The sequence below is a fragment of the Mycobacterium arosiense ATCC BAA-1401 = DSM 45069 genome (genome assembly GCF_002086125.1).
GTDB lineage: Bacteria > Actinomycetota > Actinomycetes > Mycobacteriales > Mycobacteriaceae > Mycobacterium > Mycobacterium arosiense.
In genome coordinates, this window is the sequence record NZ_MVHG01000005.1 from 1 (window position 1) to 21,932 (window position 21,932).

Here is a 21,932-nt window from a genome sequence, read left to right on the forward strand (position 1 = left end):
GTGGCGCACCGACGACCGGCGGCGGACCGGCCGGCGGGGGGAACGCGGCGGTGGCGGGCATCGGCCGCGGCATCGGCAAGATCCCTTGGGGCGCAGCGCCGATGATCGAGCTGACGATCGTGCCGTGGGCGTCGCAATCCGATAGGCCGTCCTCACCCATGATGTAGTCGCCACCCGGTACCACCGGCAGCCGCGGGTTCGGGGTAACGCCGGTGTCGATGACGGCCACGGGCACACCGTTGCCGGTGCTGTACTGCCATGCCTTGGTGATATTGAGCAGGTTGAAGCCGGGGGCCAGCTGCGCAACATCGGGGTTGCGCACGGTGATCGGGGTCGAGCAGCTGTTGGCGCGGCGCATCGGCTCTTCGGATCGTGGCGGCCCGTCCGGCGGCACCATTGCCGGATCCACCACGGGTGGTGTAATGGCCAGTGCGACAGGGATATTGGCTGATAACGCGACCATGGTGACAGCGACGGTCACCGCCGCGGCCCTTATCAGTGGCGAATCCACGTGAAGAGCCCTCCCAAGGCCGCCGCCGCTGGTAGCAAGACGATGAACGCGAGCACTTCCACCCACTCCACGGTCAACCGGATGAACGGCCGAAAACGCATGGTCGGCACCAAAAGCGCTGCGGCCAAACCTAATGCGGCGAAGGTCGCCACCGCCACCGCGGGCCACATCAACCCGGTCATCGCATCCCGTGGCGCGGCGACGGCGTATTTGACCACGCCCGCGCACACCGCGGCCGACGCCCCGCACACCAGGGCGATGGCCTGATACTTGGCGGCGAACCCGCGGCCCTGGGTGAGGAAGATGCCGGCCACCAGCCCGGCCACCACCAACGCCAACCATGCCCACGGGCGTCCCGGCGCCAGCACGCCCCACACCGCGGCGGGCAGCACTATCGACACCCCGACACACAGTCCCACCTGAACCGCATTGACCAACCGCGCCGAGGCGGCGATCGCGGCGCCGCGCGCGGTGATGTCGGTCAATTCGTTGTCCTCGTCCTCGGATTCGTCCTCGCTGACCGGGGACACCGTGTCGACGGGCATCCCTTCGCGCCGCGCGAACAGGTCCCGGCCGGTGATCGATCCGAAATGCGGTGGCCGGACCCGTGCGACCCACAACGCGATCAGGGGAGTCATCCGGACCAGGACGAGCAGTCCGACCAAGACGCAGACCGCCAGCACCTGCGCCGAGGCCGGCCGGAACATCCGGACGGCGGCAACGGCGGTCAAGACCCCGCAGACCGTCACCACCGCGGTGACCACCGCGGTCTGCCAACGGTTCCGCGCCGTCACCCCGATGGCGATGGCGCCCAGGATCACGATGACGGCGCCGATCAGCCCATGCGCCGCGCCGAGCCTCCCCGGCGGCGCGCAGCCGCCGGCGGTGGCCAGCGACAGGACCGCCAGCCACGCGAAGCCGCTGAACAGGTCTCGCCGCTCCCGCCATCCGCTCCGCACCACCAGCGTCGCCACCAACAGCAGCGCGCCGACGGCGCCCGCGACGGCGGCGGGGATGAGGCCGTCGGTGAACGTCCGTGCCCGCAGGGTCAGGGCCACCACGACCCCCACCGCCATCGCGATCACCGCGACCGCGGTGTGGGCGGCGGTCAGCGGCGTCACCGGTGCAAACATCCGATCGCCACCGTCGCGGCCCAGCCACTTGCCCATGGCCGCCAACCCCGTTGACAGCGACTCGTACTGCGGCTCGAACGACTCGCCGTCCACCCTGGGTACCAGCACCAGGGTGTCGCCATCCTGGACGCCCAGCTCGTCGAGGCTTTTGTTGATGTCGAGCCGAACCCCGTTGATCTTGTGCAGTTCGTAGCTGCCCGGGGGCAACGCGATGCCGTCAAAGCCTTTGCGCTTCAGGTCGGCGTCGAACAGCTCGACCATTCCCTCGAAGAATCCCTCCATCGGAATTCCGGCGGGGAACACCTGGGAACACAGATGCTTTTCGTAAGAAATGTTGACCGCACAACGCGCCGGGAAAGCGACCTTATGCGGCGCGGTCACGGCACGGACCGCTCGGCGTCAGGAATGTATTTGTCCGCCAGCCCGGCGGTAATTTCGAAGAGGCGCAATCGCGATTTCTTCTTCAGCTCATGAACCGTATCGATGATCCCGCCTTTGGCAAGGTGTGGATCAAACGGCAGCACTTCGACCGTTGCGCCGACCTTGGTGAAACGCTCGGTCAAGTACGCCAACGCGTCCTTGTCGGTGATCTGGTCGGTGTGGTTGACAATTACGGTGCTCCGCGAAACCAACTCGTGGTAACCCTGCGACCGCAGATAGTCCACCGCCCGCAGCACCGGGCGCGACCGGTCCGCGGTGATGCCGGAGACGAACACGAGCGTGTCGGTGTTCTCCAATACCGGCTTCATCACCTCGTGTTCGAGGTCGGGAGAGGTGTCGACGATCATCACCGTGTGGGTCCGCCGCAGGCGCGACAGCACCCCGGAAAACATCGCGGGCACCAATGGTCTGGGCTGGTCGGAAGTCCGGTTGCCGGCCAGGACGTCAAGCCCAATGACGTTCTGTCCCAGATGTTCTCGAATATCCGCGTAGCCCTGGACGTCGGTGTCGTTGATGATTGCGGTGTAATCGCCGGGCGGAGATTCGTCGATGCGGTCGGCCAGCGTGCCGAAACCCGGGACGGCGTCGATCGCAATCACGTTCTGCGGACGGCATTCTCGGAACACACCCCCGAGGCAGGCGACGACGGTCGTGACGCCCACGCCGCCCTTGCCGGAGACGACCGTGATGACGTATTGCCGTCGAATATGCCGCCGGATGCGATTTTGCAAATCCCGGTAGTGCCGTTCCCTAGCCGACTCGCCGGGATTTATTTTATGAAACGAGATGGTGTAAATGAATTTCCGCCAGCCCGATCCGGGTGGAATTTTCCGCGGCGCGGCCAGATCGGTAATGCGCATGGTGTCTGATACCGAATCCGGGAAGTTGCTGGCCGCTGACGGATCCCCCCGTCTGAGCGCTCCTTCGTCCGACATATTCGGGTCATTCCAAGGGCTCGTCACGACGAGATGCTAACACGGTTGGCGATACGGCGTTTACTCGATCAGAAACTCTTGAAGCACGACAGACGTTGTTATTCCAAGACTTTGGTATCTAAGTTACTTTTGTCAGTTCGCTTCCGGCGCACCGTCACACCACTCGCCGATACGAGTGCCACTCGTCGCCCGCGGGCAACCGGCGGATGAGCCGTTGGATCGCGCCGCCGATGTCCGTGCGCGACCCGGGCGAAAGAATCTGGTACTGCCGCTGCCCCGAGGTCACGCTCTCGATGCAGATCCGGCCCGCGGGGGTGTCGACGATGGACACCGTCGCATCCCCGACGGCGATCCGCGCCAATTCGTCCGGCCCCACACCGGCCTGCAGCCCCACGATGTTGGCGTGCGCGGACCGCGCCGGATCGGCGGCCGTCAGCACCATCTGCAGCTGGTCGGCGTCGAGGCGTTGTTCCAGCAGGAACTTTCGCAGGCTGGCGGTGTCGCGCACCGTGCCCAGTAACTGCTCGGTGTCCAGGGTGACCGGCCGCAACGGCGCCGCCTCGGCGACGCCGCACAGCCGCTCGATCTGACCGACCACCAGGTCTCGGGCCGATGCCTCGTTGTTGGCCGTGCCGGCGGGATACAACCGCACCATGTCGGCATGGCGTTCCAGGACCACCCACCATGTCGCGAAACGGCAGATCGATGCCCGCGTCGGCTCGCGACCCGGAACCCCGATCAGCACCAGCAGCCCCAGGTCGCGCCGCAACAGAACCGTCAGCCATTCGCGGATCATCGGGTCGACGTCGCCGGCCTCATCGAGCGCGCCGGCGGCCACCAGCTCGGCGGCCGCGGGGTGGCTCCGCGCGCGCTCCGGGGTGTCCAGGCGCGGCAGCATGGGTCGCAGCCCCAGCTCAGGGCAGGTTTGCTCCACCCCGGTGATCGCCTGCAAGACCCATAAGCCGTCGACCGTCGTGGTCAGCATGTCGCCTTACCCTCACTCAGTGGGTCGCCCGGCCGGTGGACAAGAGACCGAAAGGTGGGGCACATACGCCCGGCGCATCTGCCCCACCCCCGCTTGTCTCGGTGTGGTTGAGCGGACTCAGAACAGGCCGGCGATGTGCTGGTCGGTGCTGATCGCGTTGTCCAGCACATGGGAGGTCGTCACCCCATGCTGGCGAATGGTGTCGATGAGGCCCTGCAGCCCGGACAGCATCTGGGCCTGCGCCTCGAAGAAACCCGATGCGCCGTGGCCGGCGAAGAATTCCTGCAGGGCGTTTGTGCGGTTGGAGGTGTCGTCGAAAATCGACTGCAACTGGCCGGCGCGGGAGGCGACATCGGTGGCGAAGTCGGCTACGGCTCCAGGGTTATAAGTGATCGGGTCGGACATGTGGATTTCCTTTCAAAAGACCATTAATGAAATGACGAATGAGTGGGTGATCAGGAGCCGTGGCCGCCGAATAGCGCGCTAAAGGCGTGCGACGAATCCGCCTCGTGGCCTTCCATCAGCGCCGCCGCCTTCGTCAGCCCCTCGGCCAGACGCGTGCCGCCGGTCAAGACTTTGTTCAAATCGTTTTGGACCTCGATGGCCGTGGCGTGCGACGCCGTCACAGCGGAACCAGACCAGGTGGACGGGTTCATCACGTTTTCTTGATTCGCGACGTATCCTTGGCCAATTCCGATCGCGTGCTCCATGTTCGCCTGGATAGCGTTGGAAGCATCGCGAAGCATTTGCGGTGTCACTTTGATTGTCACGGAATTCTCCTTCTCCGGTGGGCCGCCCCCCGTGAGGGCATGAAGCGAAGTGTATGGCGGCAATTTCTACCTGTCGATTCACCTTTCACCAGGGGTCGGCTTCACACTCGAGCGTCGACGACCCGCACGGTCGCGGGCTGGTCGGCCTTGTCACGGGAGCCGCGGTCGCCTCCCGCCCCGTGCCCCACGGGCATACCGCCCACCGGAGCACCACTCATCGTCGTGGTCTGCGGTCGCATGGCCTCGGCGCCTAAGGCCCCTGCCGGTCGCAGCCCCACCGGCCGGCCACTGGCCGCGGGCTCGAAGGCGCTGACCGGACGGGTGAAACTCGTTGCGGGCACACCCGCACCGCCCAGGGATGCGCCCCCGCCGGCACCGGCCTCCGCCGCGGAAAGTCCGGTGGTGGCCGACACCGCCGAGACGGCCGGCGTCGCCCCGCCCATGCCCAGGGCGCCCGGATTGGCGAACATGCCCATCAGCGGCTGCATCATCTGCATCGGCGCCTGCATCATCTGCGCGGGGGCCTGCATCGCCTGCGGGACCGCTCCCACTAGCTGTTGCGCCGGCTGCATCAACGAGGTGGCCTGATTCATGAAGTCCTGACCACCCGAGGCGGCCTGACCGGCTCCCTGCGTTCCGGTCTGCGCGCCCTGCATGGCGGCGCGCATGCCGTCGCCGGCCCCGTGCTCCGCCGCGGACTCGCCGATCGCCGCGGCGGCCTGCGCGGGCGCGGCCGGCGATGCGCCCATCGTGGCGACCGGCGGCGGAATGGTCAGGCTTTCCGACAAGGCCGTCAAAATCGTTCCGTAGCTGGCGCCGACGGCGGAGTTATTCGGCCACATGGACCCGAAATACTCGAGCTCCAGCGACGTGATGCGCGGGGTCAGAGCGCCGAGAACCAGCGGGTTGATGCCGTAGTCGGTGGCCGTCTCGGTGCGGTTTGCGATGCACTCGGGCGCCGGGCGCATCGATCCGTACGCCATCTGGTACGCCGAGACCGCGGTCGACACCACCGCCGGCTTGACGTCGACCCAGCCGGCCAGCCCGTGCAGTGACGCGTTCAGTGCGGTTGCGTTTGCCGCCGAGGCCAACGAACCCGAGCCCGTCCAGCTCGCCGACGTCGCGACGGTGTTGATGGTTGACGCGATGCTGGAGCCGTGATGGGTTGCCGCCAACGCGGTCCAGGCGGCCTGGTTCGCCAGGTGGGTGATGACGCCGGCCCCCGCCTTGAGCAGCATGTCGTTGTCCTCGGGCGTACGCGCAGCCCACCCCGGATCGGCCATGCGTACTTCCCCCTTTGTAAGTCGCTAGGCCCTAGGCACCGATTGCCATCGTCAGGCTGCGCATCAGCTCCGTGACGACGTATGTGCTCGAGGCGATGCTCTGTGCGCCGGCGAACAAACCGCGCTGGGCCGCGTGCTCGGACACTACGCCCAAGTAGCTACCGCCGCAGGCGTTGAGCGCCGCTGCGAACATGGCCGAATCGGGGTCACCGCCCATGGGCAACGCCCCCAACAGAACGGGTGCCGCCGCCGAAGCCGCCGCCTCGGTCTCCGCGCTGATTGCCGACTCAGCGCCCGATGACGCCAGAACCGCCTCGGTTTGCACCGACGTGATTGCCATGATTCCCTCCGAACGCTCAACCCGAATCCAGGTGTTTGGGGCCTTAGTGTAGTGCGGTTCCCGTGATCTTGTATTCACTGCGGTTTTGACAGGCCTCAAAGCCCAAATTCAGCCCCTAGCGTGAAAGTACTGGATTCTCGGACGGAGTCGTTGATAAGCCTCAGTCGCCACTCAAGACCCGGGAGCCACAAAAGCACCTAGGCCGCCTGCTGTGCAACGGGTGGCCGCTCTGTTTAATCACGGTCGTGATGGCAGACGGCCTCGAGCTTGATACCGAATGGGTCATACCAGAATGTTGCGTAATAATGGCCGGGATATTGCGGGAAATAGTCCGGCGGACGAATGACCGTACCGCCGATGCGAACGACGTGATCGTGCACGGCCCGAACCGACGACCGGTGTCGCACAGCGAATGCCAGGTGTTGCAGCCCGCCTTGCCGCGCTGAATACTCATGTGGCTCGAGAGCCGGATAAAAGAACAGGAAAGTGCCCGGTTTGTTTTCGGCGGGCCGATAGGAAAACTCGTCGTCGGCGTGGAAAAACGGCTGAAACCCGACCAGGGGCATCAGGGCGTCGTAATACCGTTTTGCGGCTGACAAATCAGGCACGTTGATTCCCAGGTGACCGAGCACGGCGTCTACCTTTCGTCCAACGGCGCGGTGTACGCGACGGTGGCGGCTCCGGGCACGGTCAGGTCGTAGACGTATGCCCGGTCGCCCTTGGCGCTGACCCACATGCCTAGGCCGGCCCACGCCCGTCGCCGGCCAGCCTCAGCAGCAGCCGGGTGCCGCCGAGCGGGCTCGTCTGCAAAGATGCTGTGCCACCATGCAATTCGGCCTGCTGGGCGACCAGGGCCAGGCCCAGCCCCGAGCCCGACCGTGCGGCCGTCGATCCCCGGGCGAACCGTTCGAAGACCGTGGCGCGTTCGGATTCTGGAACCCCGGTGCCGTCGTCGTCGATCGCGATCTGGACCCCCTCACCGGAACTGCCGACGGTCAGCTGGATTTTGCCGGCGTTGCCGTGCTTGACGGCGTTGGCGATGGCGTTGTCGATCACCAACCGCAGCCCGGTGGGCAGCCCGATCATCAGCACCGTCGGCGACGGCACCAGCGAGACCTCCACATCGGGGTAGACGCGCAGCGCGTCGTGAGCGGCGCGATCCAGCAGCTCGGTGATGTCGAACGGGACGAAATCGTCAACCGTCGTCAGCTCACCTTGGGCCAGCCGCTCCAGCGCGGTCAGCGTCGCCTCGATGCGGCTCTGCGTGCGGATGACGTCGCCGATCACCTCGTGACGCTGCTCGGGCGGCAGATCCAGGGTGGACAGCACCTCCAGGTTGGTGCGCATGGCGGTCAACGGCGTGCGCAGCTCGTGGGAGGCGACCGCGGCGAAGTCGCGGGCCGATTCCAGCGCGGCCTTGGTGCGCTGCTGCTCCTTGCCGATGCGGGCCAGCATTCCCTCGACCGCCTCGGCGATCTCCACGGCCTCGCGCACGCCGCGCACCTGAACCTCGTCGGGGCTGGACTGGGCATTGATCGCGCGGGCCTGCTGGGCCAGCAGCAGGAACGGGTTGACCATGATCAACGAGATCACCCAGCCCACCACGACGGTGCCGCCGATGACGCTGGCGCAGATCAGCAGCACCCGCAGGTGCAGTTCGTTGATCCGATGCTGGGCTTCGGCCAGCGGCGCGGCCAGCGCTATCGAGGCGGGACCCGCGGTGAAGGTGCGGACCCGGTACTGCACCCCGTTGATCGTGGTGTTGGCGTAGCCGTCGGGAAGCCGGGGCAAGACGATGCTGCTGGGCACCGATACCGTCACCCCTCCGATGCGCGCGGTGCGCACCAGGTTGCCGTCCGGCGCCGGCCGGTCCGGACTCGCGTGCTCCGCATTGTTGAGCAGGCTACTGATGTCACCCAGACTGCTGACCGAATCGAGGCGGCGGTCGAGCTGGTTGTACTGATCGTTGGTAACGCCCACCCACACCCAGGTGCCCAGCAGAACGACGAGCGTCATCACCGATATGGCGGCGACGATGACGATGGTGCGCAGCGAAAGCACCCGCATCGGCAGCTGTACACGCGGTAGGACGCGAATGTCAGGCTCCTTCGGTGGGTCACCGGCCAGTGGCGCTTCGCAAGAATTTAACGCTAACCGCATCGCTTCCTTCCCCGTCACGTGCCCCGTCACGTGCCAAAACCGAAGCGATTTGGCCCTGACCTGGGTGAGTGAGTACTCTCTCACCATGCTCGCCTCCGGACGGGACCGGCTGTTGTCCGCAGCCCTGCGGCTCTTTGCCGCCAAGGGCTACGCGGCGACGTCGGTGGCCGACATCCAGCGGGAATCGGGGCTGGCGCCGGGGTCCGGTGCGCTCTACAAGCACTTCGGCTCCAAGCGCGAACTCCTCGAGGCGGCCGTCGCGCACCGAATCGACAGCATCGTGGCGGCGCGCGAGCAATACGACGCGGGGCAACCGGGGAGCGTCGAGCGGGCGGTGCGCATCGCCGGCCAGCTGATCTGGAGCAACCTCAAGCAGAGCGAAGACCTGCTCAAGGTCATGCTGCGCGAACCCGACGAGCTCGGCGATCTCGATGAGAAGACGTGGCAGGTGATCACCGACAACGCCTACCAACGCTTCGCCGACGAGCTGACCGCTTCGAATCGGTCCGGCCGCACCAGCATTCCCGACCCCGAGGCGGCCGCGGCCGTCGCGATCGGGTCGCTGTCCTACGCGGCGACGCTCCAAGCGCTGACCGGTCGCCTGCCGGGCAACACCGACGAAGAACGGTATTTCGAGGCGTGGGTCAACCAAACGGTCAGCGTCCTCAACCAGTACACGAACCCTCGAAAACCTTTGAACATCAATGATTCAGGAGTACAGCTGTGACCTTCTCACTGCAACTGTCCGACGACGTGATCGAAGTCCGCGATTGGGTGCACCAGTTCGCGGCCGACATCATTCGACCGGCCGCGGCCGAATGGGACGAACGGGAGGAAACCCCGTGGCCGGTGATCCAGGAGGCCGCGAAGGTGGGGCTGTACTCCCCCGACTTTTTCGCGCAGCAGGCCGCCGAAGAGACCGGGCTGGGGATGTTGACCGCGTTCGAGGAGATGTTCTGGGGTGACGCCGGAATCGCGCTGTCCATCATGGGCACCGGCCTGGCCGCGGCGGCGCTGGCCGGCAACGGAACTCCCGAACAGCTGGGCCGTTGGCTGCCCGAAATGTTCGGCACCGCAGACGAACCCAAGCTGGGCGCCTTCTGCTCATCGGAGCCCGATGCGGGTTCTGACGTCGGCGGCATCCGCACCCGGGCCCGCTACGACGAGGCGGCCGGTGAGTGGGTACTCAACGGCACCAAGACCTGGGCCACCAACGGCGGCATCGCCAACGTGCACATCGTGGTGGCCTCGGTCTATCCCGAGCTCGGTACCCGCGGCCAGGCCAGCTTTGTCATCGGGCCGGACACCAAGGGTCTGGCGCAGGGCCAGAAGTTCAAGAAACACGGGATCCGCGCGTCGCACACCGCCGAGGTTGTCCTCGACAATGTCCGCCTGCCCGAGGACGCCATCCTCGGCGGCCGGGAGAAATTTGAGGCCCGGATCGCCCGGGTCAAGTCCGGCGCCTCCACGGGTGGCCAGGCCGCGCTGAAGACCTTCGAGCGCACCCGGCCCACGGTCGGGGCCATGGCCGTCGGCGTCGCGCGGGCCGCCTACGAGTACGCGCTCGAATACGCCTGCCAGCGTGAGCAATTCGGCCGCAAGATTGGTGAGTTCCAGGCGGTCGCCTTCAAGCTCGCGGATATGAAGTGCCGCATCGACGCGGCCCGCCTGCTGGTGTGGCGGGCTGGCTGGATGGCGCGCAACAACCAGAACTTCGACTCGGCCGAGGGTTCGATGGCCAAGCTGGTCGCGAGCGAGGCCGCGGTCTACGTCACCGACGAGGCCATACAGATCTTGGGCGGCAACGGCTACACCCGCGACTACCCCGTGGAGCGGATGCACCGTGACGCGAAGATCTTCACCATCTTCGAGGGCACCAGCGAGATCCAGCGGTTGGTGATCTCGCGGGCGGTGACCGGCCTGCCCATCCGTTAGCGGGTGTCCAAGACACGAGCATCTGGACCCTACGGCCGCGGATTCACGATCTCCAACGCGGGGATCACCCCCGCCGGATGACCGCGAGCACTGGGCGCGACATGATGACCGAATGACCACCGAGATCCGGGTTCTCGACAGCGAGGACGACCTCATCGCCGCGGCCAAACTTTTTCGCACCGCGATGGTGGGATTGCCACCCATGTCGAACCTGCCGGCCGGCCAGATCACCAAACTGCTCGACCCCGGTCGCACCATCGGCGCATTCGTCAACGGACAACTCGTCGGTACCGCGGACGCCGTGACGAGCACGCTGACCCTTCCCGGGGGAGCCACGGTGAACCACGCCGCCGTGACCCACATCGGCGTGCTGCCGTCTTTCACCCGGCGAGGCATCGCCACCCAGTTGGTCGGCCACCAGCTTCACGACATCGCCGCGCGCGGTGAGGTGGTCGCATCGTTGCGGGCCTCGGAGGCCACCATTTACGGCCGGTACGGCTACGGGGTGGCGAGTTTTTTCCAGAGCGTGGAAATCACGACCGCGCGGGCCGCGTTTCGCCCCGACGTCGGGTTGGGCGGTCCGGTGCGTCTGCTGGGCGGCTCCGAGATCTGGGAGATCCTGCCCCGGGTCTATGACGCCAATCGACCGTCGCGTCCGGGCACCATCGACCGTCCCGGCGTGTGGTGGGAAAGCGCCCGGCTTCGCACCGAATCATTCTCGGGGGCTTGGTATGTCGCGGTGCACGGCGAGCCGGGTGCCGAATCCGGCTTCGTGCGCTACCGGCCGATCGATACCGAGAATTGGTTCGTCAGCGATCAGCGCACCATCGTGGTCGAAGATTTCTTCGCGCCCACCGCGGACGCGTATCTCGGGTTGCTGCGTTTCCTGCTCGGCTTGGATCTCGTTCACCGCGTGCTGTTTTGGATGCTACCCCTCGACGACACGCTGCCCTGGCTGTTCCTCGATCGCCGGGCGGCGAAGGTCACCGCGGTGCACGACGAAACATGGTTGCGCGTCATCGACGCGGAGCGCGCGCTGGCGGCGCGATCCTATGCCGGCGAAGGAACCGTGACGATCGCGGTGAACGACCCCCTGCTGCCGAGTAATTCGTCGACGTTCACCATCACCGGTGACGGCGCCGAACCGACGACGCGCCGCGCCGACGTCCACGTCGGGATCGAAGGACTGGGCGCCGCGCTGCTCGGCGGCACAACCTGGCGCAGCCTCGCCGCCGCCGGAATGGCCCGCGCCGACGATCCCGCGGCGCTGGATGTGGCTGATCGGCTGTTCGCGGTCCCCGACCCACCGCACGCCGGCACGTTCTTCTAACCGGGTCGGCGGTCCGGCTCCGCGCGCTGCATCACCAGGCGTACACCGGCCACGACCAAGTCGGGCTGGTGCAACTGGATGAAGTGGTCACTGCCGGTGGCGATCAGGTGCGGTGTCTGGGGCCGCAGCGCGATCAGATCCGCCGAGGCGTCTCGCCACGCCTGTTCCAGCTTCGCGCCCTGCTCCGGCGAGACGGTGCCCGGGACCGCGAACGGCTCGGTCCTGGTCAACACGACGGTGGGAACTGGCGGGAAAGCCGGGGCCGCGCCGACTTGTTCGACGCTCTTCTCGATGTCGATCTCCTCGAACGACGGCGCATTCGCGAACTGCGGCAACGGCTGGTCCAGCGCCTGCCGATAGGTGGCCCAATCCGGTCCTAACAGCCTCGGTATCTCGACCGGGAAGGCATCGACGAACGCCAGCGCCCGCACCTGATTCGGATACGTTTGGGCATATAACCGGATGAACAGCCCGCCGAGCGAATGTCCGACCAAAATGTACGGGCCCGGAAGGTGAGCGGCGGCCAGTAACGCATGCAGATCTTGGACTACGTCCTGCGCGGTGCGCGGCATCGGAACCGGTGAGCTGCGGTCGGTGATGCTGGGCGGATCGGGATAGCGCAGCGTGCCGGGCCGGTCATACGCGCAAACGCGGTGGTCGCCGCCCAGGACCGTCAGTACGGCCGGACCCGCGGCCGGTGCGGTGGCGTCGGACTGACTCCACGGATCCGACGAGTTGTGATAGCCGGACTCCAATATTATTGTCGGGCCGCCCTTTCCGTGGCACTTGAGGTATAGGTGCCGCCCGTTGCCGATCTCGATCGGCCCGGCGAAGTCACCGCCAGAGGCCGGCGCACTGCGGTGCGCCGGATCGCCGCAGCCCGCCAGCACGAGCAACAACGCGAGGGTGGACAGGAAGCGGTGAATACCCGCAGCGGTTCTTCGGATCTCTCGCATTGCACGCATCGCGCTATTGTGCGGGTATGTCGGCCCCAGGTGGAAGCAAAGTCGTTGCGATCCGGGTCTGTCGTGGCAGCCCGGTCGCTGCGGGTCGCCTGCTCTACCCGCGGCGCCGCGCGATCCGGGTCTCCACAGCGCCCAAGGCGCCGTCGGTCAACTTGCCCAGGCCGGCCAACAGCACGATGGCCAGGAGCATCACGTCGGTGCGGCCGGTGTTTTGGCTATCGATGAGCAGGAAGCCGAGCCCCTTCGAGGACGCGATCAGTTCGGCTGCGACCACGAAGAGCCACGCGTTCGCCAACCCCAGCCGCAATCCGTTCACCAGCTCCGGTGCGGCGGCGGGCAGCATCACCGTCGTCAATAGCGACACACCATGACGCCCGTAGGCTCGCCCGACCTCCAGCAGGTGGGGGTCGATGTGGGCCAGCGCCGACGCCGTCGTCGTATAAACCGGGAAGAATGCGCCGATGGCCACCATCAGGATCTTCGGTGTCTCGTCGATGCCAAACCACAAGAGCAGCAACGGCACCCACGCCAAGGACGGCACGGTCCGGAAGGCGGCCAGGGTGGGCGCCAGCAGCCTGCGCACGGTGACCGACAACCCCACCAGTGAACCCAGTGTGAGCGCGACGCCCGCCCCGGCCAAGTAGCCGACCAGCACGCGCGAACCGCTGGCCTTCAGATGAGTCCAGAGTTCACCGTGCCGAAGCAGCCCGCCGAGCGCGGACACCACGTCGCCGGGGGGCGGCAGCTGGCTGGGGGCAAAAAAGCCGGTCACCGCCGTGGCGAGCTGCCAAATCACCAGCAGCAAAGCCGGAACGATCAGGCCGATCAACGCCGACGGCACCTTCGTCAGCCGCCCAACCTTTGGCGTCAGCGCGCTTGCTGCGCGAACTTCGGCTCGAACAGCGTGTTCAGTGCGCTGCGGCCGGCGTCCTCGGATTTGATATCGCCGTCCGCCACGGCCAGCGGCACCACCCTGGTCAGCACCGCGCGCAGCGAATCGTCCGGCACCGGCGAGATGTCCAATGCCGTTCGACCCAGCTCCTCTTGCGCCACGCTCGGCGCTACCTTCGCCTGCGAGGCCAGCAATGCCGCCAGCTCCGCCGGGTGCTTCGTTGCCCACTTCCGGGCCTCCTCGTAGGTATTGACCACCAACTGCACCGAATCGGGATGCGCGGCGATGAAGTCCTCGCGCACGTTCAGGACACCGCCGGAGTTGAAATCGGGGTTGCGGTAGATGATGCGGGAACCCTGCTGCTGAATCGTTTCGGCCATGAACGGATCCAATCCGGACCACGCGTCGACGTCGCCGCGCTCCAGCGCGGTCTTGCCGTCGGCGTGTTGCAAGTTGACGATCTCGATGTCGGCGGACGAAAGCCCCGCTGTTGCAAGCGATTGCAGCAGGAAGAAGTAGGGGTCGGTTCCCTTCGTGACCGCGACCTTCTTGCCCTTCAGGTCCGCTACGGAGTTGATAGGTGAGTTCTTGGCGACAACGAGCGCCGTCCACTCCCCCTTGGCGTAGACGTCGACGGTCTTGATCGGCGTGCCGTTGGCCCGGGCCAACAAGGCGGGAGAACCTCCGGTGGAGCCGAAGTCCAGGGCCTTTGACCGTAGTCCCTCGTTGGCCTTGTTGCTGCCCTGCGACAGCACCCAAGTGACGTTATAACCCTGCTTTTCCAGCAGGTGCTGATCGCGGATGACCAGGCTCAACGGGTTGTAATAGGCGTAGTCCAGGTGGAGGTCCTTCGACGTCGCCGTGCCGTTGCTCGAACCGCAGGCAGACGCCGCGGCAACCACTGCGGCGGTCACCGCCATCGTCATCAGATATCGCCGCTTCACGACGTCTTCGCCTCCTCATCGATCACGAATGACACGGTCGCACCACTGCGTCGGGGCACGCCGAGTTCGTCCAGTAGCCGATCACGCAGCGCGGTGATGCGCGGGTCGCCGCGGTCGCGTGGTTTGGCAATGCAGACGTCGAATTCCGCGACGATCCCGGCGCCGCCGGCCGCGTCGGCGCGCAGGATCAGGACCCGGTCGGCGAGAATCACCGCCTCGTCCACGTCGTGCGTGACCAGCACCGTGGTGGTGCCTGCCTCTTGTTGCACCGTGTCGAGCAGGTCCTGCATGCGCAGGCGGGTCAAGGCATCGAGAGCGGCCAGCGGCTCGTCGAGCAGCAGGACGCTGGGGCGCCGGGCCAGGGCCCGGGCCAGGCCGGCGCGTTGCGCCATACCGCCGGACACTTGTCGCGGATAGTGATCGCGGAATTTGGTCAGACCGACAACGTCCAGCCAGTGCTGCACTGCGGCAGAACCTTTCGACCGCGCCGTGCCCGGTGTCAGGCCGAATTCGACGTTGGCCGATAATGACCGCCAGGGCAGTAGGCGGGGTTCCTGGAACACCACGGCGCAGCGCGGGTCGATCCCTCGGACGGACTCGCCGTCGATCTCGATCCGTCCAGCGGTGGGAAGGTCCAAACCGGCGATCAGTCGCAGCAGCGTCGATTTGCCGCTGCCGGACGCCCCCAGCAAGGCGACGACCTCGCCGGGCTCGATCTCGACGTCGACGTCGTGCAGCACGGTGTGCGTACCGAACCTGCGGTTGACACCGCGAAGTGACACGCGCGCCGGCGCGGGATTGGTCGTCGTCACCCCGGCAGCCTAGGAACGTCCCCGGCCCGCCGCCAGGTTTGCGTTGATCATGATTCGAATGCCCTATTGCGCCCGAACGAATCCCGCGCCGACGGCCGGGTTGGCCCCGGCGTCGCGCAGCACCGCGGTCGCGGCATCCGATTGGACCGCTCCCTCGGGCAACGTGGCGGCCGGTATCGCCTTGATGCGGTAGAGGAATTCGGTAGCCGTCTTGATCAGCTCGGCGCTCTCGCCGGTGGGCGCGAACGGAAGACGTAGCCGGATTCCCTGCGCGCTGCCGCCTTGGTCGGCGGGCCATTTACGGTAGAGCGAGTCACGCAGGTCGGCCGCCGAATAGCCCTCCGTTTGGCTCTGGGCAAGGCGCACGACGTCGTCGGCATTGGCCGGATCGGCGAGGTAACGCTGTGCGTCGAGTTCCGCCTTGAGCCAGCTCTTGGCGATGTCGGGATGTTTGTCGGTGAACTCCTTGTCCATCACCAGGAACCCGCCGTCGTGCTGGCCGGTAAGTGCCCCGCTCGCAACGCGTTTGGCGAGCCCGGCGTTGATCAGTTTCGATGGCACCGGCTCCCAGACGATGGCGGCATCGATGGTGTGGTTCTGAAAGCTCGAGGTGATCACCTCGATGCTTTGGTTGAGGTAGGCGGCCGGCTTGACGCCCAGTGCGTCGAAGGTGGCCTGGGCGATACGGTCGGTGCAACTGCCCTGCGGCGTGGCGACGGTCTTGCCGTTGAACCAGGCCACGGCGTCGCGTTGGTTGGCGAAGTCGGGTGCGTCCGGGCGCACCAGAAACACGCCGCATTGGTCCTCTGAAAGCCCCAGTGTCGCAACGATTCGCAAGTCGCGGGTGCTGCGCTTGCTCACCCCGACGATGGACGGCATGTCGCCCACATAGCCGATCTGCTGCTTGCCGGCCAACAGCTGGCTCACCACGATCGAGCCCTGCAGGCCGACCTGGAAGTCCACCGTCGAACCTTTCGGCAGGTATTTCTTCCAGAATTCCTTGCCCCGCATGACCACGCCCGACCACGCCTCGGTGTAGTACGGCTGGTAGCCGACAGTGAGGTGCACCGCTCCGCCGCTGGAGACGATGTCCTTCCCGCCGATGTTCCCGACGGCCGCGCAGCCGACGACGGTCAGCAAGGTGGTCAGCGCAACGGCGAGGGCGTTTTTCAGTCGCATCGGCGTCTTTCTGTCGTTCAGCGGTGCTGAGCTATCGGGGCTCGGAGCAGGTTTAAGGCGCGGTGTTTGATGTCTTGCAGGCGGTCGTCGTGCAGCAGATCGATCCGGTGCCGGGGGCGGGTCCGCTCGATGGTGAACTCCTCGCGCACCCGGGCGGGACGTCCCGTCATCACCAGCAGGCGGTCCGCAAGCAGCAGCGCCTCGTCGAGATCCGTAGTGATGAACAGGACCGTCCGCCGTTGTTCCGCGAGGAGTTCGGCCGTGTACTCCTGCATCAGCTCACGGGTCATCGCGTCCAGTCCCCGGAACGGCTCGTCGAGGATCAGCACCGCGGGCTCGTTGATCAACGCGCGAGCCAACTCGGCGCGGCGCCGCATGCCGCCGGAAAGCTCTGCGGGATAGCGGTTGGCGAACTCGGCGAGCCCCACCCGGGCCAAAACGGCGTCCGCGCGCTGCCGCGCAGCATCGCGGTCCTCGCCGCGCGCACGCGGTCCGAACATGACGTTTTCGGCGGTCGTCAGCCACGGCATCAGCGCGTTTTCTTGAAATAGCAGCAGGCGTTCGGCCGAGGGACCGCGGGTTTCTTTGCCGTCGACGGTGATCAGGCCGCTGCTGGGTCGGTGATAGCCGGCCAGCAGGTATCCGATGGTCGTCTTGCCGCTGCCCGATGGCCCGATCATCGCGACGATCTCACCGGGTGCCACGCTAAACGAACAGTCATCGATGATCCGGACGTCCTCGCGGCCCTTACGGATGCGAAAGGACACGCGCTCGAAAAGGACCGCGCCGGTTCGGTTTCCGGTCATGCCGCCACGCGCCGCCACGGCATGAGTCGGTCTCCCAGCGCCCGCACCAGACCGCTCGACAGGTAGCCCGCGATGCCCAGGCTGATCATCGCCACGACAACCCGCGGTAAGTTGTTGCCTTCGTAGGCGTTCCAGACCAGAAAGCCCAGGCCGCCGTCGCCCGACTGCTGGCCGCCGCCGGAAATGAGCTCGGCCGCCACCACGACCTCCCAGGTGATGCCCATGCCGACGGCCGCCCCGGTCACCACCGACGGCAGTAGCGCGGGCAGCAGCACCCGCCGAAAGACGTATGAGCGGCTTGCCCCCATCGACCGTGCGGCCAGCACGTGCCTGCGGTCGATTTGCTCGGCACCGCCAACCGTGTTGAGCACGATCGGAAAGAGTGCACCCAGGAAAGTCACAAAGGTGATGGACAGCTCCTGAGTCGGCCAGAAAATGATGGCGATCGGCACCCAGGCCAACGGCGGTATCGGCCTCAGCGATTCGAATACTCCGAACACCACGCGTTTGAACCGGGGACGGGTCGCCATGAGCAGGCCTAACGCGCCACCCACCAGCAGCGCCACGGCGAAGCCGGCCAGGACGCGCTGGAAGGACAGCGACCAGCTGTTCCAATAGCCCGGCTTGGCAAGGAGTTTCGCGAAGTCGACGATCACCGCGGAGGGTGCCGGCAGCTGTCCCACCACGGGCACGCTGACTCCGGTCCAGTTGCCTAGCCGGGTAGCCAGCTCCCAGATCGCGGCGAAGACGACGAGGCCGATCGCGCCGCGTCGAAGCCCCGATGCGTCCGCATGGTCGAGTCGCCATACAAACGTTGTCACTGCGCCATCTCCCGCTCGCCCGCGTCGAACGCGCGCTTGGCTTCGTCGCGCACCGCCTCGGAGACCTCGCCGACGAGTTCACGAAAGTAGGGCGCGATGATCAAGTCGCCATCTCGCGGGCGGTCGAGGTCGACGTCAATCGTGGTCTTGGCTCTGCCCGGCCGGGTGGTCATGACCGTGACACGATCGCCCAGATAAACCGCCTCCTCGATGTCGTGGGTGATGAAAAGCACTGTGACGGAAGAATTGTCGTAAATCTGCAGCAGCGCATCGTGCATCGCCGAGCGCGAGATCGCGTCCATTCCCCGAAACGGCTCGTCGAGCAGCAGCACGGTCGGCTCCACGACGAGCGCACGCAGAATCTCCACGCGGCGGTGCACGCCGCTGGACAGTTCACCGGGGTAGCTGCGCGCTACATCGCCCAGGCCGACGTCATGCAGGCGCTCGACGGCGAGCTCGGCCGCATCCCGGCGGCTCAGTCGCCGCTGGGCCACCAATCCGTAACTGACGTTCTCGGCGACGGTGAACCATGGGAACAAGGTGCTGTCCTGGAAGACCGCCACCCGGTCGGGGCCGATCGTGGCGATGGGCCGGCCTGGGCCGCAGAGCAATCGACCGTCCAGTTCGATCCGGCCCGAGGTGATGTCGGTGAATCCGGCAACGGCCCCGAGCAGCGTGCTCTTTCCGCATCCCGACGGTCCGACGATGACGTGCAGTTCACCCGCGGGGATCGCCAGGCTGAAATCCGCTACCGCCACCACCGGGGCGCCCGTCGTCCGGTACTCCTTGCCGACACCGCTCAGGACGAGGTTCCCGCCGCTCATGATCCGATGCTCCGAGCCCGGTACGCCATCAGCCGGTCACCGAGCAGTCGGATCAAAGCGCTACTGGCGAAACCGATCACACCGAGGGTGATCATCGCGATCACGATCGTCGGGTAGCGGGTCGTCGTGTATGAGGCGTTGATGAGGTAACCGAGGCCGAACTGGCCGGCGATCATCTCCCCCGCAACCAGTGAGAACCATGCGACGCCCATACCGATCTGCAGGCCCGTGAAGATGTATGGCAGCGATCCCGGAATCACCACGGTGCGCAGTACCTGGTGCGGGCCGGCGCCCAGACACCGCGCCGCCCGTATCAGGTTGGGGTCGATCGAATGGACTCCGAGCAACGTGTTCAACGTAACCGCGTAGAACGCCGCCAGGTACGTCAGAAAGATGACCGAGCCCTCCCGGCTGTGAAACATCAACATTGCCAAGGGAACCCACGCGAGAATGGGGATGGGTCGGATCAATTCGAAGACGGGAAAGGTGTACTGCCGAAATCGCGATGACCACCCTAGCATCAGGCCGATCGGGATTCCGGTGATGAGCGCCGCCGCGAAGGCGAGGGCGACGCGCCGAACACTTGCCCAGATGTGCGCGTAATACGACGCCGTGAATACCGATGTTCCGTACGCCGGGTTGGGGCTCAGCCATTCCCGGATCACCTCGGTCGGACCGGGAAGGCCGCGAAATCGCGGTAGCGCCAGCACGTCGACGCTCAGATACCAGCCGCCGAGGAACAGTGCGAAGCCGATCAAGGCCAGCGGCAACCTCGGCGACAGGATCCGCCGGCGTGTGGGGGTGGCGCGGCCACGGTGCTGCGCGGGGCGGTCAGGGAAATCGGCTCGGTAGAAAGGGCGCTCACGAGCTACCTTTCTAGGAGGACAGAGGCCCCGCGGCGGACTCGTTAGCGGGCGACTCGATCAGGCCGCAGGGGCATGCTGGGACAAATCGGTGTCAGCATTCCCGCACCGATGTCACGGTGCAAGAATATGGATCGCCTTGACCCGAACTGCTTCGCCGCGGGGTCGGTGCCCAATGCTCCCAGGACGCGAACAGCCGGCTCCCGAGCGGGAACCGGCTGTGTGCCCTTGTCAGCCGTTGTCAGCCGCCGTCAGCCGTGCGGTGCCTCGGAGATCTTGGTGTCCGGCTTGCCGAGTGTCTGGCAGTACGTCGTCACCGACAGGCGCGTCGCGGAGATCTCCACATTGGACGGGTCGGTACCGCTCTTGTCTTTGAGCATCTTGCTCACTTCGTCGTTCTGCTTCTTCTCGTCCTGCGTGGTGAAGTCCTTGCACTTGGTGTCCCCGCCGGTGTTGATGACCTGTGAGGCCGAACACGCGCTGGACAGCAAGACGGATGTCGCGAGCGCGGCTGCCGCAAAATACTTCATCATTTGCCTTCCTGGGTGCGAGTAGTGGTATCAGTACACCAAACCGCCTGATTTCAAACCCGGCAGGGCAATCCGAACTGATGACCGCCGAGTTTGCAGGGCTGCGCGGAAGCGGCCACATCGCGGCGCGCCGCGATGCGATCGCGCCCACTGGGAATAACCGCCCGGGTGACCTCACGTTCTACCATCGTCGGTCGGCCGCGAATGCACGTCGGGTCAGGAGGGGAAGACGCTCAGTGACCTCGTCGAATGTGCGCACCGGCCACGCCGGCATCACCAAAGCCGAACACGAGCCGGCGGAAACCCGGGCGCTTTTTGTCGGCGTGCTGGCCCTGCTCCTCGCAACGGGATGGGTCGCCAACCACTTCGTCGGGCTGATGCCGGTGATCAGCGACCGGGCCCGCCTCAGCACGACCACGCTCGACGGGATCTTCGGCATCTACGCGCTGGGACTGCTTCCCGGGCTGCTCGTCGGCGGGCGCGCGTCGGACGGGCTCGGGCGCCGGTCGGTGGCGCTGACGGGATCGCTGGCCGCCCTGACGGGGACGGCGGTCATGCTGCTGTCCCAGCATGCCGACGCGCTGCTGCTGGGTCGCCTGATCGTCGGGATCGGCGTGGGCCTTGCCATCAGTTCGTGCACCGCGTGGGCCTCGGACCTGAGAGGCCCCGCTGGCGCCGCGACCGCCGGGGCGGTGCTCACTGCCGGTTTCGCCCTCGGACCATTCGTCGGGGGATTCATCGCGTGGGCCGGACCATCGGGCATCCGGGTGTCATTCGCGGTCGCCGCCGCCATCGTCGTGCTGGCGACGTGCGCCGTCATCGGCGCGGCCCGGCGCACCGAGGTTGCTCGCCCGGCCGCCGGGTACGACTCCGGGCGGACGGCGCCGGCTGCCCCGGCCGCGGCAGGCTTCGGCCGGGCCCTGAGTTGGGCCATGCCGCTCGCGCCGTGGGTATACGCCTCGGCGACATTGGGATTCGTCACCATCCCCACCCGGTTACACACTGCTCTGGCGGCTCCCCTGGCGGCCGGCACGGCCACCCTGATCGTCAACGGTGTCAGCGGCCTCGTGCAGCTCCTGGCCCGCGTACTGCGCTGGGGTCCGCAGTCCGGCACCGTCGGCGCGGTGCTGGCGGCGCTCGGCTACGCGGTAGCGGCACTGGCGCCTGCGGCCCTGACCCCGGCGCTGGGCCTGCCGCTATTTCTCGTCCTCGGCTGCGCCTCGGGCCTGTGCCTGCGTGAAGGCTTGATCGACGTCGAGGCCGCCGCACCGTCGCACCTGCGCGGCGCGTTGACCGGGGTGTTCTACGTCGTCACATACGTCGGCTTCGCCCTGCCGCTCATCCTGGCCACCGTCGGCTCGGCGGTTTCGGTGGTGATCCTGTCCGCGATGGCCATACTGGCCGCGGCAACGGCGGTCGCCCGCGCGGTGCGGTTACGACGAGACAGCCACCGCCAAGGCTAATTCCGCCCGG

The 21,932-nt window shown here is 66.5% G+C and carries 23 protein-coding genes and 1 pseudogene; 4 read left to right on the plus strand and 20 right to left on the minus strand.

The window, feature by feature from the left end; translation table 11 throughout:
- The 10 genes and pseudogenes from BST14_RS03465 to BST14_RS03510 form a co-directional block, all read right to left on the minus strand.
- A pseudogene (locus BST14_RS03465) lies at window positions 1-463 on the minus strand (type VII secretion-associated serine protease); the annotation flags it as partial.
- A gap of 32 nt (window positions 464-495) precedes the next feature.
- Entirely contained in the window at window positions 496-2,025 is a 1,530-nt protein-coding gene (eccD, locus tag BST14_RS03470; protein WP_083063202.1) for a type VII secretion integral membrane protein EccD, read from the minus strand.
- Entirely contained in the window at window positions 2,022-3,047 is a 1,026-nt protein-coding gene (locus BST14_RS03475) for a MinD/ParA family ATP-binding protein (protein WP_142279244.1), read from the minus strand. Before BST14_RS03475 ends, eccD begins: the two co-directional genes overlap by 4 nt.
- A gap of 127 nt (window positions 3,048-3,174) precedes the next feature.
- Complete coding sequence (locus BST14_RS03480) at window positions 3,175-4,005, minus strand: ESX secretion-associated protein EspG (protein ID WP_083063204.1); 831 nt, start codon at window positions 4,003-4,005, stop codon at window positions 3,175-3,177.
- 117 nt (window positions 4,006-4,122) lie between these two features.
- Window positions 4,123-4,410, minus strand: a complete 288-nt coding sequence (locus BST14_RS03485) for a WXG100 family type VII secretion target (protein WP_083063205.1) — start codon at window positions 4,408-4,410, stop codon at window positions 4,123-4,125.
- 50 nt (window positions 4,411-4,460) lie between these two features.
- The gene (locus BST14_RS03490) at window positions 4,461-4,775 is read right to left on the minus strand and encodes a WXG100 family type VII secretion target (RefSeq protein ID WP_040630553.1); all 315 of its coding nucleotides are present in this window, start codon (window positions 4,773-4,775) and stop codon (window positions 4,461-4,463) included.
- Window positions 4,776-4,876: 101 nt separating this feature from the next.
- On the minus strand, window positions 4,877-6,058 hold the full coding sequence (locus BST14_RS03495) for a PPE family protein (protein WP_083063206.1): 1,182 nt from the start codon (window positions 6,056-6,058) through the stop codon (window positions 4,877-4,879).
- A gap of 31 nt (window positions 6,059-6,089) precedes the next feature.
- Window positions 6,090-6,398: a PE domain-containing protein gene (locus tag BST14_RS03500; protein WP_083063207.1), complete on the minus strand. Its 309-nt coding sequence runs from the start codon at window positions 6,396-6,398 to the stop codon at window positions 6,090-6,092.
- 233 nt (window positions 6,399-6,631) lie between these two features.
- Complete coding sequence (locus tag BST14_RS03505) at window positions 6,632-7,030, minus strand: VOC family protein (protein WP_083063208.1); 399 nt, start codon at window positions 7,028-7,030, stop codon at window positions 6,632-6,634.
- A gap of 106 nt (window positions 7,031-7,136) precedes the next feature.
- Entirely contained in the window at window positions 7,137-8,465 is a 1,329-nt protein-coding gene (locus tag BST14_RS03510) for a sensor histidine kinase (RefSeq protein WP_083063209.1), read from the minus strand.
- A 178-nt stretch (window positions 8,466-8,643) separates the two neighbouring features.
- Here BST14_RS03510 and BST14_RS03515 point away from each other — a divergent pair, with 178 nt between their 5' ends.
- The 3 genes from BST14_RS03515 to BST14_RS03525 all read left to right on the plus strand — a co-directional run bounded on the left by BST14_RS03515 (window position 8,644) and on the right by BST14_RS03525 (window position 11,823).
- The gene (locus BST14_RS03515) at window positions 8,644-9,285 is read left to right on the plus strand and encodes a TetR/AcrR family transcriptional regulator (RefSeq protein WP_083063210.1); all 642 of its coding nucleotides are present in this window, start codon (window positions 8,644-8,646) and stop codon (window positions 9,283-9,285) included.
- Window positions 9,282-10,493: an acyl-CoA dehydrogenase family protein gene (locus tag BST14_RS03520; RefSeq protein ID WP_083063211.1), complete on the plus strand. Its 1,212-nt coding sequence runs from the start codon at window positions 9,282-9,284 to the stop codon at window positions 10,491-10,493. Before BST14_RS03515 ends, BST14_RS03520 begins: the two co-directional genes overlap by 4 nt.
- A 112-nt stretch (window positions 10,494-10,605) precedes the next feature.
- Window positions 10,606-11,823: a GNAT family N-acetyltransferase gene (locus BST14_RS03525; RefSeq protein ID WP_083063212.1), complete on the plus strand. Its 1,218-nt coding sequence runs from the start codon at window positions 10,606-10,608 to the stop codon at window positions 11,821-11,823.
- Here BST14_RS03525 and BST14_RS03530 read toward each other — a convergent pair.
- From BST14_RS03530 to BST14_RS03575, 10 genes are all read right to left on the minus strand, one after another.
- Window positions 11,820-12,788, minus strand: a complete 969-nt coding sequence (locus BST14_RS03530; RefSeq protein WP_083063213.1) for an alpha/beta fold hydrolase — start codon at window positions 12,786-12,788, stop codon at window positions 11,820-11,822. The genes BST14_RS03525 and BST14_RS03530 overlap by 4 nt on opposite strands.
- Window positions 12,789-12,882: 94 nt before the next feature.
- Window positions 12,883-13,584 (minus strand): ABC transporter permease, encoded by a 702-nt coding sequence (locus BST14_RS03535; RefSeq protein WP_083063329.1) that lies wholly within the window; start codon window positions 13,582-13,584, stop codon window positions 12,883-12,885.
- Between the two features lie 71 nt (window positions 13,585-13,655).
- Window positions 13,656-14,600 (minus strand): aliphatic sulfonate ABC transporter substrate-binding protein, encoded by a 945-nt coding sequence (locus BST14_RS03540; RefSeq protein ID WP_438502125.1) that lies wholly within the window; start codon window positions 14,598-14,600, stop codon window positions 13,656-13,658.
- Between the two features lie 20 nt (window positions 14,601-14,620).
- Window positions 14,621-15,406, minus strand: coding sequence for an ABC transporter ATP-binding protein (locus tag BST14_RS03545; RefSeq protein WP_211280648.1), 786 nt, complete (start codon window positions 15,404-15,406; stop codon window positions 14,621-14,623).
- Window positions 15,407-15,499: 93 nt separating this feature from the next.
- Entirely contained in the window at window positions 15,500-16,615 is a 1,116-nt protein-coding gene (locus tag BST14_RS03550; protein ID WP_083063216.1) for an ABC transporter substrate-binding protein, read from the minus strand.
- 17 nt (window positions 16,616-16,632) lie between these two features.
- Entirely contained in the window at window positions 16,633-17,421 is a 789-nt protein-coding gene (locus tag BST14_RS03555) for an ABC transporter ATP-binding protein (RefSeq protein WP_245845276.1), read from the minus strand.
- Window positions 17,418-18,242 carry an ABC transporter permease gene (locus BST14_RS03560; RefSeq protein WP_083063218.1) on the minus strand — a complete coding sequence of 275 codons (825 nt, stop codon included), beginning with the start codon at window positions 18,240-18,242 and terminating at the stop codon, window positions 17,418-17,420. The genes BST14_RS03555 and BST14_RS03560 overlap by 4 nt, the downstream gene beginning before the upstream one ends.
- Complete coding sequence (locus BST14_RS03565; RefSeq protein WP_083063219.1) at window positions 18,239-19,066, minus strand: ABC transporter ATP-binding protein; 828 nt, start codon at window positions 19,064-19,066, stop codon at window positions 18,239-18,241. Before BST14_RS03565 ends, BST14_RS03560 begins: the two co-directional genes overlap by 4 nt.
- Window positions 19,063-19,824: an ABC transporter permease gene (locus BST14_RS03570; protein ID WP_211280646.1), complete on the minus strand. Its 762-nt coding sequence runs from the start codon at window positions 19,822-19,824 to the stop codon at window positions 19,063-19,065. The genes BST14_RS03565 and BST14_RS03570 overlap by 4 nt, the downstream gene beginning before the upstream one ends.
- A 356-nt stretch (window positions 19,825-20,180) precedes the next feature.
- Window positions 20,181-20,462, minus strand: coding sequence for a hypothetical protein (locus BST14_RS03575; protein ID WP_083063220.1), 282 nt, complete (start codon window positions 20,460-20,462; stop codon window positions 20,181-20,183).
- 233 nt (window positions 20,463-20,695) lie between these two features.
- Here BST14_RS03575 and BST14_RS03580 point away from each other — a divergent pair, with 233 nt between their 5' ends.
- A complete protein-coding gene (locus tag BST14_RS03580; protein ID WP_083063221.1) occupies window positions 20,696-21,922 on the plus strand; it encodes an MFS transporter in 1,227 nt (408 codons plus the stop codon).
- Window positions 21,923-21,932: the final 10 nt, after the last annotated feature.